Annotated in this window: 14 protein-coding genes; 1 reads left to right on the top strand and 13 read right to left on the bottom strand. The window is 34.2% G+C overall.

Annotation, left to right across the window (positions count from 1 at the left end):
- Window positions 1–51: 51 nt before the first annotated feature.
- The 8 genes from FFM65_RS05450 to FFM65_RS05415 form a co-directional block, all read right to left on the bottom strand.
- Window positions 52–990: a peptidoglycan recognition protein family protein gene (locus FFM65_RS05450; protein WP_245954235.1), complete on the bottom strand. Its 939-nt coding sequence runs from the start codon at window positions 988–990 to the stop codon at window positions 52–54.
- 125 nt (window positions 991–1,115) lie between these two features.
- Complete coding sequence (locus tag FFM65_RS05445; protein ID WP_119318008.1) at window positions 1,116–1,610, bottom strand: sigma-70 family RNA polymerase sigma factor; 495 nt, start codon at window positions 1,608–1,610, stop codon at window positions 1,116–1,118.
- A gap of 165 nt (window positions 1,611–1,775) precedes the next feature.
- Window positions 1,776–2,543, bottom strand: coding sequence for a hypothetical protein (locus FFM65_RS12125; RefSeq protein ID WP_162897934.1), 768 nt, complete (start codon window positions 2,541–2,543; stop codon window positions 1,776–1,778).
- Window positions 2,544–2,667: 124 nt separating this feature from the next.
- Entirely contained in the window at window positions 2,668–4,395 is a 1,728-nt protein-coding gene (locus tag FFM65_RS05435; RefSeq protein WP_119318007.1) for a glycoside hydrolase family 73 protein, read from the bottom strand.
- Between the two features lie 127 nt (window positions 4,396–4,522).
- Entirely contained in the window at window positions 4,523–4,762 is a 240-nt protein-coding gene (locus tag FFM65_RS05430; RefSeq protein WP_010020969.1) for a hypothetical protein, read from the bottom strand.
- A gap of 187 nt (window positions 4,763–4,949) precedes the next feature.
- Entirely contained in the window at window positions 4,950–6,428 is a 1,479-nt protein-coding gene (locus tag FFM65_RS05425; RefSeq protein ID WP_255311485.1) for a DUF6056 family protein, read from the bottom strand.
- A gap of 65 nt (window positions 6,429–6,493) precedes the next feature.
- Window positions 6,494–7,870, bottom strand: coding sequence for a DUF6056 family protein (locus FFM65_RS05420; protein WP_119318005.1), 1,377 nt, complete (start codon window positions 7,868–7,870; stop codon window positions 6,494–6,496).
- Between the two features lie 121 nt (window positions 7,871–7,991).
- Entirely contained in the window at window positions 7,992–9,011 is a 1,020-nt protein-coding gene (locus FFM65_RS05415; protein WP_119318004.1) for an acyltransferase, read from the bottom strand.
- A 117-nt stretch (window positions 9,012–9,128) separates the two neighbouring features.
- Here FFM65_RS05415 and FFM65_RS05410 point away from each other — a divergent pair, with 117 nt between their 5' ends.
- Entirely contained in the window at window positions 9,129–10,847 is a 1,719-nt protein-coding gene (locus FFM65_RS05410; RefSeq protein WP_119318003.1) for a putative glycosyltransferase family protein, read from the top strand.
- A gap of 15 nt (window positions 10,848–10,862) precedes the next feature.
- Here the strand turns inward: FFM65_RS05410 and FFM65_RS05405 are convergent, their stop codons facing one another.
- From FFM65_RS05405 to FFM65_RS05385, 5 genes are all read right to left on the bottom strand, one after another.
- On the bottom strand, window positions 10,863–12,203 hold the full coding sequence (locus FFM65_RS05405) for a DUF3329 domain-containing protein (RefSeq protein WP_245954234.1): 1,341 nt from the start codon (window positions 12,201–12,203) through the stop codon (window positions 10,863–10,865).
- Window positions 12,204–12,518: 315 nt separating this feature from the next.
- Window positions 12,519–13,553, bottom strand: a complete 1,035-nt coding sequence (locus tag FFM65_RS05400; protein WP_119318001.1) for a hypothetical protein — start codon at window positions 13,551–13,553, stop codon at window positions 12,519–12,521.
- 47 nt (window positions 13,554–13,600) lie between these two features.
- On the bottom strand, window positions 13,601–14,224 hold the full coding sequence (locus FFM65_RS05395) for a putative glycosyltransferase family protein (RefSeq protein WP_119318000.1): 624 nt from the start codon (window positions 14,222–14,224) through the stop codon (window positions 13,601–13,603).
- A gap of 118 nt (window positions 14,225–14,342) precedes the next feature.
- Window positions 14,343–15,302, bottom strand: coding sequence for an ABC transporter substrate-binding protein (locus FFM65_RS05390; protein ID WP_162897933.1), 960 nt, complete (start codon window positions 15,300–15,302; stop codon window positions 14,343–14,345).
- Between the two features lie 69 nt (window positions 15,303–15,371).
- Entirely contained in the window at window positions 15,372–16,013 is a 642-nt protein-coding gene (locus FFM65_RS05385) for a hypothetical protein (protein ID WP_119317998.1), read from the bottom strand.
- Window positions 16,014–16,135 lie beyond the last annotated feature (122 nt).

The following is a 16,135-nucleotide window of genomic DNA, read 5'->3' as shown; positions in this document are numbered from 1 at the left end:
CAAAAAAAGACCCGCATTTCAGCGCGCCTTTTCGAATAGTTTTTTATAAAATTATTTTGTAACGTAACCTTGGTCGACCCATTCGTTAGTAGCAACACGACGATAAGTCAAGCCTTGATAAGTCTTAGTTTGGTCTGTGTACCATGGAGTATTGTTAGCTAGAGCACGGTTAGTGATTTTCTTAGTACTACCGTCACTTTGGAAAGCTACCAATGGAACATATGAACCTTGAGAATTATTTACAGTAATAACGTTTGATGAAGCAGTTCCACCATTGTTGACATTGCTGTTGTTATTGTTAGAACTACCACTGTTAGTACTACCCTTCAATTGGTTGTAATACTTGCCAACTAGATCATAGAATTGATCCATGCTGTAACCCCATTTAGCAAAGTAGCCAACAGGATCAGTGTGAGTTGTTTCGCCCCACTTCTTAGATACATCGTTGTGTGACATAACTGTAACACCTGGTGTAAATGGCAAGTTATATTGAACTAACTTGTAAGCTGTGTAATAAGCTTGGTTAGCAACTGACTTAGCGAATGAATAAGTAGTATTTACTTCACACAATTCAACTTGAACGAATTTGGCATTAGCTGTTGGACCAGCACCCCAAACGGCATAATCAGTATTCTTAATGTTTAAAATTTCGTTAGCGTCAACGAAAGCATGAACATAACTGTACATATTTGGCCATTCACGGTTGAAATATGTTGCTTCATTTCTAGCAGTTGCTCCAGGAGTAGCTGTTTCATGAATAACAACACCTTCCGGCTTACCAACACCATTTTCATAAGGTGTCCAGTAACTGAATGTACCTTCTTCGTTAGTAATTGAAACTGGAGTAATGTTGTTATTTGTAATAAAGTCATTGATTGCTGAAGTTGCAGCTTGCGCTGTTTGAACTTGCGCCCCTAATTGTGGAACTACCTGTCCAACTGTTGTAAAACTGATACTTGCTAGTGCAACTGAAGTCGCAAGAGTAGTCATAAATTTCTTCTTTGATACCATAATAAATATTCCTTCCCACCGTTAATTTCCTTAACGTTATAAATTATAACAACTTTTTTCACAAATTTGATAAAAGTAATAAACCTGTAATCAGATAGTAAAATTCAATATACGCTCATATGTCGTAATTTTTTCAAAAGACTGTCGCGTCGGTATCTTAAGGCTCTCGTAGTATGGTTATAACGTTTCGCCAATGTTACTAACGGCACTCCTTCAATGAAATGTTTTTGCAATATATCATGGTCAATCTCTGTCAATTTAGAAAAGTCTATGAAATCTAATTTATTAGCGGTCAAATCTTCAGGAACCCTTTGAAAATCAAACTCTTCTAGACTATGGAAATCAAAATATCGTTTCTCCTGACGTAACATATCAATCAAGCGCCAAGTTAATTTCTGGAAAACAAATTTATGAAACTTCGTCATATCGCCGTTATCCTGCACATATTTTTGATAGGTCTGAGCATAATTGATCATGGCTTCTTGAAAATAATCTTCATAGTCGACCCTAGTCGTATAAATGTGGGCTCTTTTCAAAGCACCGTGGATCAAACGTTGATTCTGTAATGCATCTTCAAATCCTAATTCCAATTCATTCATTTGTGAGTTCTCCTATTTTTACTCACAAGGCCTTGTGTGGAATTAATATAACGAATCTGGATAAAGATTATTAGTTGCCAAAATAAAATTGAAATGTTGGTATATCAACGTTTGAAAATTTAGTGCAAAATAAAAACGCCTATTTAGACGTTTTTTCAATTCATTTTAGTAATGTTTTTTTAATCGTGATAAAAATCTTCGATAGTGCTTTTTCTCTTCTTCAGGATTAACTGACTCAATTCCTAAATGATCAATAATAAAATTAATGAACATTAATCCAATAATTTTGGGGTCATTGTCATATTTGATCTTATCGTGTAGAGGACAGTGACAATTTCCAAACTTAACTACTAATCCCGTAAAAGAGCAACCCTGCACATCAACTCCACCAGCAATAATTGGCGGCAAAAAAATTGCTACACATTTCTCACATAATACACAAGCATCATGAACACGCCTATCTAAATCACCTTTAGGGAAAGTAACTTTGATAATGAAACCCTGGGTAGTAATAAAATAAGCTTCTTTTTTGTTTTGGCGACAACTGTTCATCAAATGTAAACCAATCCAATCAGTATTTTTGCGAGTACCACCAGATATTGGCATATAAACAACATACAAAAACACAAATGGTACATAATGTTTCAAAGAAAAAAAGTTGGCCAACACTTTAGACAAAGCGAAGCCAACTATATTATTCTTATAAAATTTATTAACTAATTCTTTCTTTGTTTCTTCCACTAAAAACGCACCATGTTTTTCATGTACAATTAAAGAATTGCCACTGAAACGCTTATCATCAGACACATCTAATAAAGCATCACAGTCAAAATCAATTTCAAAATCTGTGGGACCTTTTAAAAGTTCAAATTCATATTTCAAAATGTTCTCTTTAGTAATTTCTTTGTTGTTAAAAGCAAGTAAATGTACCATTCTAAACACCTCAATTATATTTTTTTGAACCTAGTAATAGGAACAAAATCAATATAACAAAAGCTAAAAAAACTAGTGTGCTAATTTGTAGAATTTACAAACTTTTTACAATGTAAAATTATTTTTAATCAGCATTATAAATACAATATTTACCATTTACCCAACCGGCATTGACTTTGTACCAAGTTTGTCCATCAACGATTTGTTTGGATGTAACTCGCCAAGTCGTACCGTCAGCTAAACGTGTTCCCGTAAACTTGTTGTTCGATGCGGGACTGTTGTAGACGTTGACGCCATATCCTGGAATATAGTTGATTTTTACCATACCAGAAACTGAAGTTACGTAATTGGAACCTTTAACTTCTACATCATCAGCGCTGACCCATTGATCAGTGGCTACTCGATACCAGACTGAACCATCTGAATGGACTGACTTTTGGTCAATCTTCCAATCAGTCCCATTAGCTAAGCTAACTGCCAAAGCATTGTGTTTATCATCATAAGCTCTAGCACTTGGTGTAGCCGTTACATGGACGATATCAGGATAAGATGTTATCTGGTCGTCTTTGTAGTCTTCATTTGGTTGTTGTGACTTCAAAGTTGCATCAGTTGCCAAAATATAGGCATTAGTTCCCACAAAATAGAAAGTATTGCCGTCATCGTCAACTACATAAGCAGTTGTGATCCAACTAGATTGATATGGCAAAACTCGATCCGTGGCAGCCTTTTTATTAGCAGCACTATAAACAGTCGCTCCACTATTATTTACCACGATGGCAGTATCCGAAATCTTCACTTGTGGGTTAGATTTCTCAGAATCCAATTGTACATCATTAGCATTGACGTATTCATTGGAAGCCACTTGATAGTAAACAGTTCCATCAGCCGCAACGACCTTAGCAGAAACGTGCCATTTCGTATCATAGCCTAAAGCACGGTTAGCCGCAATCTGATTGGGATTAGCATTGATATAAATTGTTGCAGATTTTTGATTTGTTACAGTAGCGGTATCGTCGATCGTAGTCTTGGTACCACTAACTGAATTATCATTAGTACCACCGGTACTAGCTTCGTTATCGTATTGTGTCAAATTATAAGTCTCGATTATATTATTCAAAGTTGATGCATAAATTGGACTCGTTGCATAACGTCCTTGCAGCCAAGCCGTCGCATCTTTGTAAGAGGAAGTATTTTCCTTCCAAGTACCCTTGTAGAAATCACTTGCTCCACTGATACCATACCTCAATAAAGCACCATTATCAGCAAAAGATTCCGTTGCACTAGGGTATTTTCTAAAATTGGCATAAATCGTGTAATAGCCCTTGTCAGCACTCCATTCTGAAGTTGGAAAACTGACGTATGAGCCGTTGTAATCACCTTTAATACCAAAGTAATTGTTATATTGACTAGACAAAGTCGACGTTCCCCAAGCACTCTCAACAATCGCTTGTGCCATCATAACTGATGCATAGACATTGTATTGAGATCCTACTGCTTGAGCAACGGGACCAATTTTATCTAAAAAGGCCTGTTGTTGAGCCTTGGTTACTCCAGCACTGGTTGAGGCTTGAGTAACAGCAGCTACTGCACTGGCTGGCAAAACACTATTAAAACCAGAATTTTCATTGGCTTCAATGGCGTCTGCTGCGTCTTCATTGATTGGAGCCCCTTGCTGATCCAAAACACTGGCTACAGTAGGGTCTTTTTTATCAGTCGTTGACTTGTGGTCTAAGTCATCCTGATTCCCATCATCATTAGAAAGTGCTGCTTTCACTGGAGAAGCATTCGATGATACGCCAACTGCCGCTAGAACACTAGCCAAAGCAGTAGAGGCAACCCATTTTTTATTCATAGTGTCTCCCTCCACTCTAAAAATATACTAACAGTAGACTACTATTTAAACAGGTTGTCTTCAATAAAACCTTAAGAAATCAGGCAAATTTTAAACTTTTTCGTGCAAATTTAATTCTTTTGTAACATTATTCGTCGGTATCAACGTAAGTAACGTATTCGGCTTCGATCCATTCGCCATCCTCAGCGATACGATAGAATACTTTGCCATCATCGCCGGTACCTTTAGCATCTGTGTACCAAGCTGATTCACCTTTGACATATTTGTCTTGGAGCATTTTACGGTTCACTTCATAAGTATCAAACAAGAAAACCACGTAACGTGCGTCTTGGTTGACCTTAACAATACCATGTACGTTTTCAAGCATTGCAAATTACCACCTTTTAAGTTAATACTGCTTTTATTATACATTAAATGGATGATTTGTTGGGATGGTTATTGTGAAATATACCGTCGTCCGTAAAAGCTCTGTGATTGACTGGATTCTGTATTCTAACCAAAAAAGGTATTACTGGAAATGTGATAATATAACACGATTCCAATAATACCCTTTGTTATTTAAGTACATCGATTATTTGTTTGATTGGCAAATGATAATTGCCCTCTTTAACGTAGTGCTTCCAATAAGTCGTATTTTGTTGATTCAACAAGTCATTAGTTCCCACAAATTGGCGGTAAGGCACGTGCTTAGTCAAACTAGCTTTGCCATTATAAAATTGTGGATCAGAGACACGTTCTAGATTGACCTGGTAATTCGTATAGATTATCGATTGGAAACTTATACCCATGAATAACACGGCTACTAGCAACACCCAATTAACAAATTTAATCTTGCTAAAGGCATCAATCACGAATCTTGTTGCAATCAAATACATGAAGACGTAGGCGGCAAAGTAGCCACGACTGTTGACTGGTGATGCAACGAACAACAATTGTCCAGAAACAATCCCCGTCATCAAGAAATACAGCCACATCTTAGCATCAGTTTTATAAAATAGAAAAATACAATAACCGATGAAGACCATCAACAACAAACTCATGACTGAATCTATTACGGCAACTTTATTTGGAAAAATTGCTGAATTGAAACTGAACATGTCATCCTTAGGATACTTTCTGAAATAGACCGTGATGGCAGCGTAATATAGCAAGAATAATGCTGAAATTCCAGCTGTTATCGCCTTTTGAAGTTTTGAGAAATCAGACTTCAATGTCAAAGTGATAATTGCCAATAAAATAGCCACTAACAGCACAATATTGAAACTGATCAACCAATAGTGAGTCATTATTTTATACAAACGCCAAATTTCGGCGGGATCAAAGGTCGTCAAACGATAAGTACTCTTTTCATGGTAACTAGGATGCAAGAACATTATCGCTGCAGAAATCAAAGTCCCAATAAAATAAGTTACGTGATAAAGCTTCGTTTTCTTGCGGAAGTATAAAATTATTAGAACAGCTAAACAAACTTGTCCCAAATTCAAAGTTTCCGTAAACAGTCCGGCAATCGAACCAATAAATAACGTCAGTACTGCAAAAATCCAATGTAAATCTTTTTTCTGACCGTACTCAACAATTACTAAATACGTCAAAATCAAAGCAATCGGTGGCACGTAATTGACGAAACCAGCGTTCCAAGCAAGAACATTATTGATGTATGCTCCTTGCAAAGTAAAGATGAACGCTAGTGACAATAATAATGACGAAATACTTTTTCCAGCTAAGCGCCACATTGCCCACAACAAGAGTGTAAAGAATACCCCATAACTTATTGTGGCAATCGTGATACTGTGCATAGACAAAATCTCCATAGTATTACCCAAAAATCGACCATTACTGCTTCCTCCATAAGTAGCTTGTGGTCCGTAAAAACCGTGAAGAATCAAATACTTCCCCTGTGCTCCTCCCCAAAAATAATCATCCCCGGCAGGAATCATAAAATAGCGAAAGGCGACAAAATAGATAAATGATACCAAAAAAACTAATGGTGCAAATAATCTTTCCTTAAAAACCAATTTTATTTTATTCCACATAATTACTAGTATAAGACAACCTTAGAAATCGTGAAATAGAAATTTGGCGAAATATATTGTTGAAACTACCTCTTTAAATAATTCTTCCAATAAGTTGGATTCTGTTGATTTAACAAATCATTCGACCAAACGAACTGGCGATAAGGAACGTGCTTTGTCAGAGCTTTCTTGCCATTGTAAAACTGCGGATCAGATACTCGTTCTAAGTTGACTTGACGATTCTGATATAACATCGATTGGTAGCTTACCCCCATCACAATTACAGCAATAATCATCACCCAATTGATAAATTTGACTTTTGAGAAAGCATCAACCACAAAGCGAATCGCAATCAAATACATGAAGACATATGTCAAGAAGTAACCACGGCAATTAACTGGCGCTGACACGAACAACAATTGTCCGGCAATAACTCCAGTCATCAAGAAATACAGCCACATTTTGGCATCAGTCTTGTAAAAAGTGAAGATACTGTAGCCGATAAAAATTACTAGCAACAAACTAACTAGAGTATCAGTTACCGAAATTGGCAAACTGATTGAATTATAGCCGTACATATCATTTTTCGGAATCGTACTTAGAACCGCATTAGCAATTGCATAGTAAAACAAGAATGCTGTCGAAATAATCGACATACTTATTTTCTTAATTCTTGAGAAATCCGATTTCAAAACTAAGGTCAAAATCGCCAACAAAATTGCAGCTAACAAGACAATATTAAAAGTAATCAACCAAAAATGCGTTACATTGGAGAACCAACTCCAAATAACTTTCGGGTCAAAAGTAGTCCCTCGATAAGTACTCTTTCCGTGATAGCCGGGATGAGAGAACATAACGATTGCTGAGACGATTGTCCCTAATAAATAAGTGATGTGATACAACTTGGTTTGCTTGTTAAAGTACAAAATCACCAACACAGCCAAACAAATTTGTCCTAACGTCAGAGCTTCAGTGAATAATCCTGCTGAATAACCTAAAACTAAGGTCAACAAAGCAAACAACCACGGCAAAATTTTCTTTTGTCCATAGTCGACGATAACTAAATAGCTCAATACTAATGCCATTGGTGGCACGTAATTAACGAAACCGGCGTTCCAAGCTAAGACGTTATTGATAAAAGCACCCTGCAAGGTAAAGACGAAAGCTAACGATAACAACAGAGCTGTAATACTCTTGCCAGCTAATCTCCACATCGTCCACAACAACAATGTCCAAAATAATCCGTAACTAAAAGCTGCTAGTGGCAAACTGTGCATTGTAAAAATTTCCAAAGTATTCCCAAAATAACGACCGTTGCTACTTCCTCCATAAATAGCCTGTGGTCCGTAAAACATGTGACGAATCAAGTAAGCTCCTTGTTCCCCACCCCAGAAATAATCATCCCCGGAAGGAATCATCAGAATTCGAAATAATCCAAAATACAAAAATGATACTAAAAACATGATTGGTGCAAAAAACTTCCCTCTAAAAAATCCCTTTATTTTCTTCAACATAGTTACAAGTATAAGACAACCTTATAATTCACGAAACAACAAAAAAACGCCTATTCCGGATATAAGCGTTTTACAATAATATTTTCCTAATTAGAGGAATCTTACTCAAAATAAAGATTACAATTAAAGAAATCAGCGATGCCAACAAGAAATTAGTGAAGTAGACCTTAGTTCCAAACCACTGTTCAACTAGATTGATCACTAATCCATGAATCAAATACACGCCATACGTCAATGGTGCCAAGATCTCAATCAATTTACTAAACCAGTGATGATACTTATTTTCAAATGAACGCAAGACGACAAATATCAGACCAGCAATGAATGGTACTGAACCGATAGAGAAAATATTCAAAATCTTCCACAGACTTCGATTATCAATCAAACCAATTTCAATATTTATCGTGAATAAAATCAAAATTAGTAAAATTCCCACAAGCCAATTAGTTTTGCGATGCTTTTCTTGAGAGAGCTTATAGCCTAATAAAAAGTAACCTAGATAACTGGAAAAGACAATTTTACTCATACTATAAGCTTTAAAATAAAACCTTATATCAGCTGGCAGAGCCTGAATAATTGGCGGCATGACCATCATAAAAATAAACCATAAAATCAATAAATAATTCAGTCCATTACTGCTCAAGTTGTTCACCATAGCTTTCAATAATGGAGAAAGTAAATACATTGATATCAACGGATAAATAAACCAATAAGCAATAATTACCGGTTGATGATACATCGATAAAACTGATTGTATAAAACTGTGATAAGTATAAGTTCCATCAATTTGCCGAGCAAAGTAAGCCGTGATAATCGACCAAATTATAAACGGTACTAGGATCTTCGGTAAACGATGCTTGAACAAATAACGAATACTTCGAGTCTTGGGACTGTTCAGAATTGTCGAACCACTAATCATAAAGAACAAGGGTACCGCTACTTCTGTGATAATTACTAATGAATGAGCAACGTTCCAATCGACTGAACCAACGTTATGCTCTAGCCTAGATGCACAAGCGTGAGCCAAAACAACTAGAAACATTGCCAGTACACGAATAACATCTATGTAAACGATTCTTTTTCCTTTCACTTTCTTTCCCCCTTCAATAAAAAATTGACAATTTGTATTTTTATTTGTGATTTCTTATATCATCAAAATAACAATCCTTAGTATAATTAACCTAATAACAATCAGAAAGGTTTAAACATGCAGTCTATCTTAAAGAATAAATACTTCAAAATAACCATTATTACTATCATTACTTTAGGCATTTTTGCCATTGCTAGTTTTCTTTCTATCTATCAAACTGAATTTTATCATAATTCAATCTGGTCGTTTTTAGGACCGAGCGATAATAGATTCCACATGATGCGAATTGAAGGATTATATCAGTCGATTCTTAGACACGATTACTTCCCAGTCATCAACATGTCATTCATGGACGGATTCGGATATATTTCAAATATTTTCTATTCGGATTTTTTACTCTATCCAGTTGCTTTGATGAAACTACTAGGATATTCCACCGCTCAAGCAATCGCCCGTTATTATGTTATTTTAAATTTTTTAACCTTCGGTGTATCTTTCTTGTGTTTCTACAAAGTTCAAAAAAAATACTGGAACAGTTTAGTTTTCAGTTTCGTCTATACGCTTTCTAGTTATCGACTTCATGATTTATTGTTCCGTCACGATCTCGGTGAAGTCGGAGCATTCTTGTTCTTACCAATCGCAATGCTAGGAATCTATGAAATTTTCTACGGCGAGCGCAAACGAAACTGGCTTTTCTTAACTTTTGGGATGACGGGGATCATTTATTCCCATGCCCTCTCGCCAGTCTTAGTCGCTATTTTAATCGTCATCGTTGCTCTTTGCCAAATCCCTGAATTAAAACTGCATCCTAAACGCCTGTTGTCATTACTCTGGGCAGCAATTTGTTCGGGATTGTTGAGTGTGGGCTATTTCTTGCCAATGTTGGAACAACTCAAACACACGACTTTCCAATTGACGAAAACTAAAAGTATTTTGGTCAAAGGTTCAAGCAGCTTGCAAGATAGTTTCAACTGGAGTTTAAGTAACATCATCGACAAGCCCAATATCGGATTAATCTTGTTAATAGCTTCAGTGATTATTATCATCTCAGCTCACAAAATTCAAAACAAAGCTATCAGACACTTTTCAATTATCGGTGTAGCGACTTTCATCTGTTCAACTTCAGTCTTTCCTTGGATTTTATTAAATAAAACACCTTTCAAAATGATTCAATACACTTGGCGTTTTGATATGATAACAACGCTTCTCTTGGCAATTTTCGTTGCTAGTGATCCATTAAATATCTTCAAAATTAACACTATCAAAGGACTATTGATTACCTTCGTCCTATTACTATCGATTTCTGCTGGCTACCGTCTTATTCAGAGCTACTCAGCCGCCCTAATTCCTTACTCAGAATATAATAAGATGTCTCCCTACAGTATTGGTGGTGGTCAAGAATATTTGCCTGTAGGGACTAATACTGCCACTTTAGAACATACTAAACATCAACCTAAGGTCACGTCTGGAAAAGCTAAAATCGCTGATTTCAAACAAACTGGCACTAAATTAACCTTTAATTTCAAAAATGCCAGAAATGCCGAAGTAAATCTACCAATTATCGGTTATTATGGTTTCCAGTCAAAAGATTCTACTGGACAAGTTTCTAAATTAACCATGGACAAACAACACAATAATCTAGCTAAAATTACCATCAATGGCAAAGGAAAAGTCGTTGTCGATTACTACGAAACCAAGATTCAAAAATCCGCTCGTCATTTCTCTGCTATTTCGTTAATTATAATGATATTAATCATGATTGCTTATCCGTTCAGAAGTAAAATCAAACCATTATTACTCAAATTAAAGCCTAAAAATGAAGAAAAGCCTATCTAGTTAGATAGACTTTTTTTACTTGAGATGATAACCATAGACCTTACCGATATCAAAGTACTTAGCTACCCAGAGATTCATCAATTGATCTGAAGGTTCATCCAAAGTAAACGTCTGATAAGTCGCATTATAAGTACTCTTCGCTACCGGCAAAATTGGCACATGAGCACTATCCTTACCCGCTTTTTTAGCAGTTAATATCTTTTGGTACTGCATTTTATTTACTTGATAACTCTGATTGATATCTTGGTAAGCTGGCACATAACTTCTGACAAACAGTACTAAAGCCAGAACCGATAAAATTGGTAAAACTAATTTAACCTCGCTGAATAATGCATAAACAGGAATAAATAAAGCAATTCCTAAGAAGATGATTCCACCAAAGAAGGTTCTCTGGGGAGCTTCTGGAGACAGTGACATCGCATAAATGGCCGCAAAATGTCCAATCATGAAAAAGACTATCGACCAACAACTATTTATAGATAATCTCTTCAACACTATTCCGGCAATTGTCGAAATAACCACCAATAAATAGAGCCACTTCAAATTATCAAAAGTTAAATTATAAATGTTTTGAAGATTCTTGTGGATAACTGGCCAAGTCCGACTCATCATGCCACGTTTTTGAGAACCTGGGGATAAGACCATGATCAAGAAACCTATTCCACCGAAAAAGACACTAGTTAACGTCACTAAACTGATTTTTCGAGTCTCCACAAAGCGTTTAATCATGAATAACAAGACAATTAAAATTGCGGCTGGACCTGAATTCTCGTTACTAGCTCCAGCTAAGAAACCAATAATCGCTGCACCAATGAATGACTGTAAATTGGGCTCTCGAATTTTTAGATTGTACATGATAAAACCAAGATAAATAATACTCATCCACAAGTAGTTGCCCGCTCCCGAGACCCAAAGAACAGATTGTCCAAAGAATGGTAAATAAAACCAAGCAAAGGCAAAAATCAATGGCAAAACAAAAGCTTGAGCTTTCTTATTAGACAATTTACTAGCAAACTTATCCATCATCATAATTAAAGCTACAAAAATCAAGCTGTTACAAATATCAAATGGAATCTTCGTATCAAATTGCATGAAAAATTGCACGATTGAGTGCGCCACGAAACGACCATTCCAAAGAAAATAATGATTCCACATCGAAGCTGGTATCAACAACGTAGAAATTTTTTGTTGATGAGCAATTTCGGTTGGCGATGACGTCTGATAGAAAAAGTGATAGACGTAATCATCAGCGATATATAAAGTCTTCAAATTCAAAATCAATACAAAAATGAAAATGGCCACGAGAATTATCAGTGACCACTTGTTACGTTTAAGTTTCAAATATAAGCTGTTCACTAAATTTCTGATAATAAAATACCACCTATAAAATATCTTCTTTAAATTATAATTCATCAATCTTTAAAAATGAAGATACTAAAAAACTAGATTCAACTAATCTAGTCTCTTTATTTATATACACTGTTTTAAAAATAATCCTGCCATTTAAAATTCAAACGATCGCGCCAATATCTTGGAGATTGCATGAATTTCATATTGTTTACCATCACAAACATAATTTCTCTGTAGCTAATTAGAACACACCATGATAAAAATTCCGTCAATTTCTTAAAAACATAACAAATAAAAAAATGTTTCTATTCAAATATTCCCTCAAAAAGATATAAAAACATTGTTTGTCTGTGACTTTAATTTTTTAAACCAACGAATAACATACTTAGAACCAAATAAATAAATCCAAGTTAAGATACTCAAAATTTCAGCACACATGAACAAATTATAATTGCTATAACTCAGATTAATAGTGGCACTTTTAATATCTTTAGGAGCAATGAGTTCTACGAATCCACGTTTACTCGTCGTAATTGGAACCTTCTGACCATTAATTTGTGCTTTAGTATATTTATATTTAACGAATGGTAAATCAATTTTGTCATTCTTTTTGATGTTACCAACATAAAATTCATCGCTGTGATTCTTAATAGTTGGAACTTGAACTGATAATTTATTATTAATAAAAATTTGGTGAGCTAGTGCCAATTCCAAATTAGATTGCCCCACATCAGGAATGTATTGTGGCAAATTGGTCGACGGAACTTTGTTTTCATTGACCATTTTTTGAGTAATATCTAGTTTGGGTGAAGACAACAAAACGCCTCTACTACCATTAATTATGGAACTTTCCCACATAACACTATTAAATATTATTAAAATTAACAAAATAATCGGAAAACTCGTATTAAGTTGATTTTTAAAAAGTATTCCAATACTCTGAGTCAAAATAATCGCTCCAAAGAGTGTTGCAAACATTAAAAATCTATATGGAAATTGAATAACTTCAATAGGCGTATTTTGTAATAAATGCCATGGAAACAAATTTGTCGTAAATAAGAAACTAGCTACAAATATGCAATATAGCGATTTATACAAAAAACTAAATCTTCTAAAAACTAAAATACCAATTATTAAAGCCAAAATAATCGTAAGACCAACGTTATAAATATTGCCTTCAACTGATCTACGACTATTGTTAATGATACTTTCGTATATTAATTGTTTAAAATTTAAACCTACTAACTTTTGTTTATCTGGTACCCCATATTTTTGAAATAATTCTTCAGTCATAAATGGAACCGTAAATATTAAAGTAGAACCAATCGTAGCAATAGCTGCTTTTCCAAAATTCATAATTCTATTTTTGTTTAATTTAAGCTTCGGAATAAATAATATTGACACTAGTGTAAAAAAATAATAGACATAAAAGTCGTTAAAACATGCGTATAAATTATTAAAATCATACCAGTGGCTAATGTTTTCCATTGCTTTTCATCACCAAAAAAAACTTCATAGAAACCTAAGAAACATAATGGCAAGAATATTGTAGCAATGTACTCTGCCACTGCACCACGAGTAAATATATCGATTAGCCTATAGATACTAAAATTATAAATGATAGAAAATATTACAGCATTTTTAGTACTACTTGAAAACCTTTTCATTGAATAATGACTGATTAAAAATGAAACAAAAAAATAAAATAAAATGCCAAAATAATAGGCACTAATCCAGTTTCTAGTAAATTGAAAGAATATTCTAAAAGGTATCAGAGTTAACCAAGGATAAAAAATATTGACTCCATTTCCGATGACACCAAAATTAGAGATAGATATATTAGATGCCAATAAACCATTGTTAAAATTATCTGATAATCCTAAAATCCTTTGAAAATGATAATAAATATCGTCCCCATTCCAAATAAAATCACGTTTATACAGCTGATACATAATTACCGAAATAAGTAAATAGAAAAACACAATTGACAACAATCGATAATTACGTAATTTTTTTATTTTTTTCATATAAATATTGCCCCTAAATATTAATATACACTTAAGTATGATACCAAATATCCTTTTCTTATTTTAGTAGTCTATGCAAATAAAAAAAGATACCGAACTTAATCGATATCTTTTGGTATTACTTAACACCTTTAACTTTCAAAATGTATCTATTATAACTGATCTTACCTTTAAAGAGCTTTTGTGACTTAGCATACTTGAAAGCTTTCTTGAAGTCAGATTTCTTAACTTTATGAATCTTCTTGAAAGTAATACTCATATCAGTAATATACTTAGCACCTTTATCACTAATACCGAAGTCTCTTAAAGCAGCTTGAGCAGAACCGTAACCACCCATTTTATCAATTTTTTTGATTTCACTATTAAGGACACTAACTAAAATTTGTGTTGAAGAAGCATTCTTCTTAGTAAAGTCCTTATTAGCAATCAAAATTTGACCATTGTCTTTACCAGTCTTTTGACGGTTCAAAATTTTAGCACCATTACCTTTGGCATTGCTGATAGAAGGATCTTCCAAAACGGCAGCATCAATATCGCCGGACTTCAAAGAATCAACACGAGTACTGTCAGCATCGATTTGCTTAACCTTAACACTTGAGTACTTAACTTTGTTCTTCTTCAAAATACTCTTGAGATATTGTTTTGAACCAGACTTCTTGTCGATAGCAATCGTCTTACCCTTAAGATTCTTAATCTTCTTGTACTTCTTGTTGGCAACTAAACCGTAGTAACCAGGCAAAGTACCAACAATCTTCCAAGTAGAATTCTTCTTAGCAAGGGATGCATAACTAACTAAATCAGTTGCAGCAACATTAACATCACCATTAGCGATGGCATCGTTTAACTCCTTGTTAGAATCAAATGACTTCACATCAACATTGATATTGTTACGACTAAAATCAGTAGCATCCTTAGCCATGACAGCAGGCATTGCGGCAGTATTCTTGATTGTTCCAATAGTAATCTTATCATTACCAGCTGTAGCAGCTTGAGCAGTTAAACTCATGAATGGTAATGATCCAACAATCAAAAAGACAGTCGCAATCATGATAGCAATTTTCTTCAAATTACGTGACATAATAAACTCCCTTTTCTTATAAAAGTACACTAGTTCAGTGTAAACTTTTTTGTTTATTAAAGCCATTCTTTATTTTGAATTAGGTTCATTAAGGTTTTTTAAATAAATTTCCAAGAAATGCAATTCTTTCTTTGCATTTATATACTTAAAAGATTTTTTTGTTAAAATTAATTCCCAAGTATCTAGATCTCTCACGATAATAAGAATCATAATAAAGGAAAATATAACAACCATTATAAAAATCAAGAGCAAATCTGATAATTGCATCTTATCGAAAATCTTTAAAAGTAATGGGATTACAAATGCACTTGAAAATGCGGCAAAATATTTTAAACTTTTTTTTAATGTCGAAACATTCTCAATAATTTTGCTATCAATCATTCTAATTAACGTTGCTAGAATTGTAAGGTCATCTGAAATACTTTTACTCTCACTATTCTTCCAAATAATTGATTTTAAGTCTTTTGCTTGCTTTTGAGTTAATCTAACATCATTTTTTATCAATGGTTTCAATGACAAATATGTCATAAGAATCAAAACGCAATATACGGAAAAGGTAATTGTAAATGAATAGTGATAGTGATTTTGTAATATTGGAGCTATTGGAAAAACATACAATAAATCAGCAATTAAGTAAATTTTATTTTGTAATGTAATCGTTCGCTTATTTTTCTGTGAAAATTTATAGATATCGTATAATAAATCATCCATACTTCTACTGATTTTTTAAAAACGGGTCTACACTTTATCGTGTTGGTAGATTAATTCTACTGGCGCGATTTTTTTATACCAATTAAAAAAGGACATATATAATATCCTTTATAACCACGATT

The sequence above is a fragment of the Companilactobacillus formosensis genome (assembly GCF_005405305.1).
In the GTDB taxonomy this organism is placed as follows: Bacteria; Bacillota; Bacilli; order Lactobacillales; family Lactobacillaceae; genus Companilactobacillus; species Companilactobacillus formosensis.
Note: the sequence above shows the minus strand (reverse complement) of the source record. Positions and strands in the feature narration are given on the sequence as shown.

Bases quoted from the DNA above. Each gene is read 5' to 3' on its own strand.
- FFM65_RS05390 (WP_162897933.1), bottom strand. From the start codon at position 15,302: ATGTCACGTAATTTGAAGAAAATTGCTATCATGATTGCGACTGTCTTT.
- FFM65_RS05410 (WP_119318003.1), top strand. From the start codon at position 9,129: ATGCAGTCTATCTTAAAGAATAAATACTTCAAAATAACCATTATTACT.
- FFM65_RS05385 (WP_119317998.1), bottom strand. From the start codon at position 16,013: ATGGATGATTTATTATACGATATCTATAAATTTTCACAGAAAAATAAG.
- FFM65_RS05400 (WP_119318001.1), bottom strand. From the start codon at position 13,553: ATGAATTTTGGAAAAGCAGCTATTGCTACGATTGGTTCTACTTTAATA.
- FFM65_RS05445 (WP_119318008.1), bottom strand. From the start codon at position 1,610: ATGAATGAATTGGAATTAGGATTTGAAGATGCATTACAGAATCAACGT.
- FFM65_RS05435 (WP_119318007.1), bottom strand. From the start codon at position 4,395: ATGAATAAAAAATGGGTTGCCTCTACTGCTTTGGCTAGTGTTCTAGCG.
- FFM65_RS05430 (WP_010020969.1), bottom strand. From the start codon at position 4,762: ATGCTTGAAAACGTACATGGTATTGTTAAGGTCAACCAAGACGCACGT.
- FFM65_RS05395 (WP_119318000.1), bottom strand. From the start codon at position 14,224: ATGAAAAAAATAAAAAAATTACGTAATTATCGATTGTTGTCAATTGTG.
- FFM65_RS05425 (WP_255311485.1), bottom strand. From the start codon at position 6,428: ATGTGGAATAAAATAAAATTGGTTTTTAAGGAAAGATTATTTGCACCA.
- FFM65_RS05450 (WP_245954235.1), bottom strand. From the start codon at position 990: ATGACTACTCTTGCGACTTCAGTTGCACTAGCAAGTATCAGTTTTACA.
- FFM65_RS05420 (WP_119318005.1), bottom strand. From the start codon at position 7,870: ATGTTTTTAGTATCATTTTTGTATTTTGGATTATTTCGAATTCTGATG.
- FFM65_RS12125 (WP_162897934.1), bottom strand. From the start codon at position 2,543: ATGGTACATTTACTTGCTTTTAACAACAAAGAAATTACTAAAGAGAAC.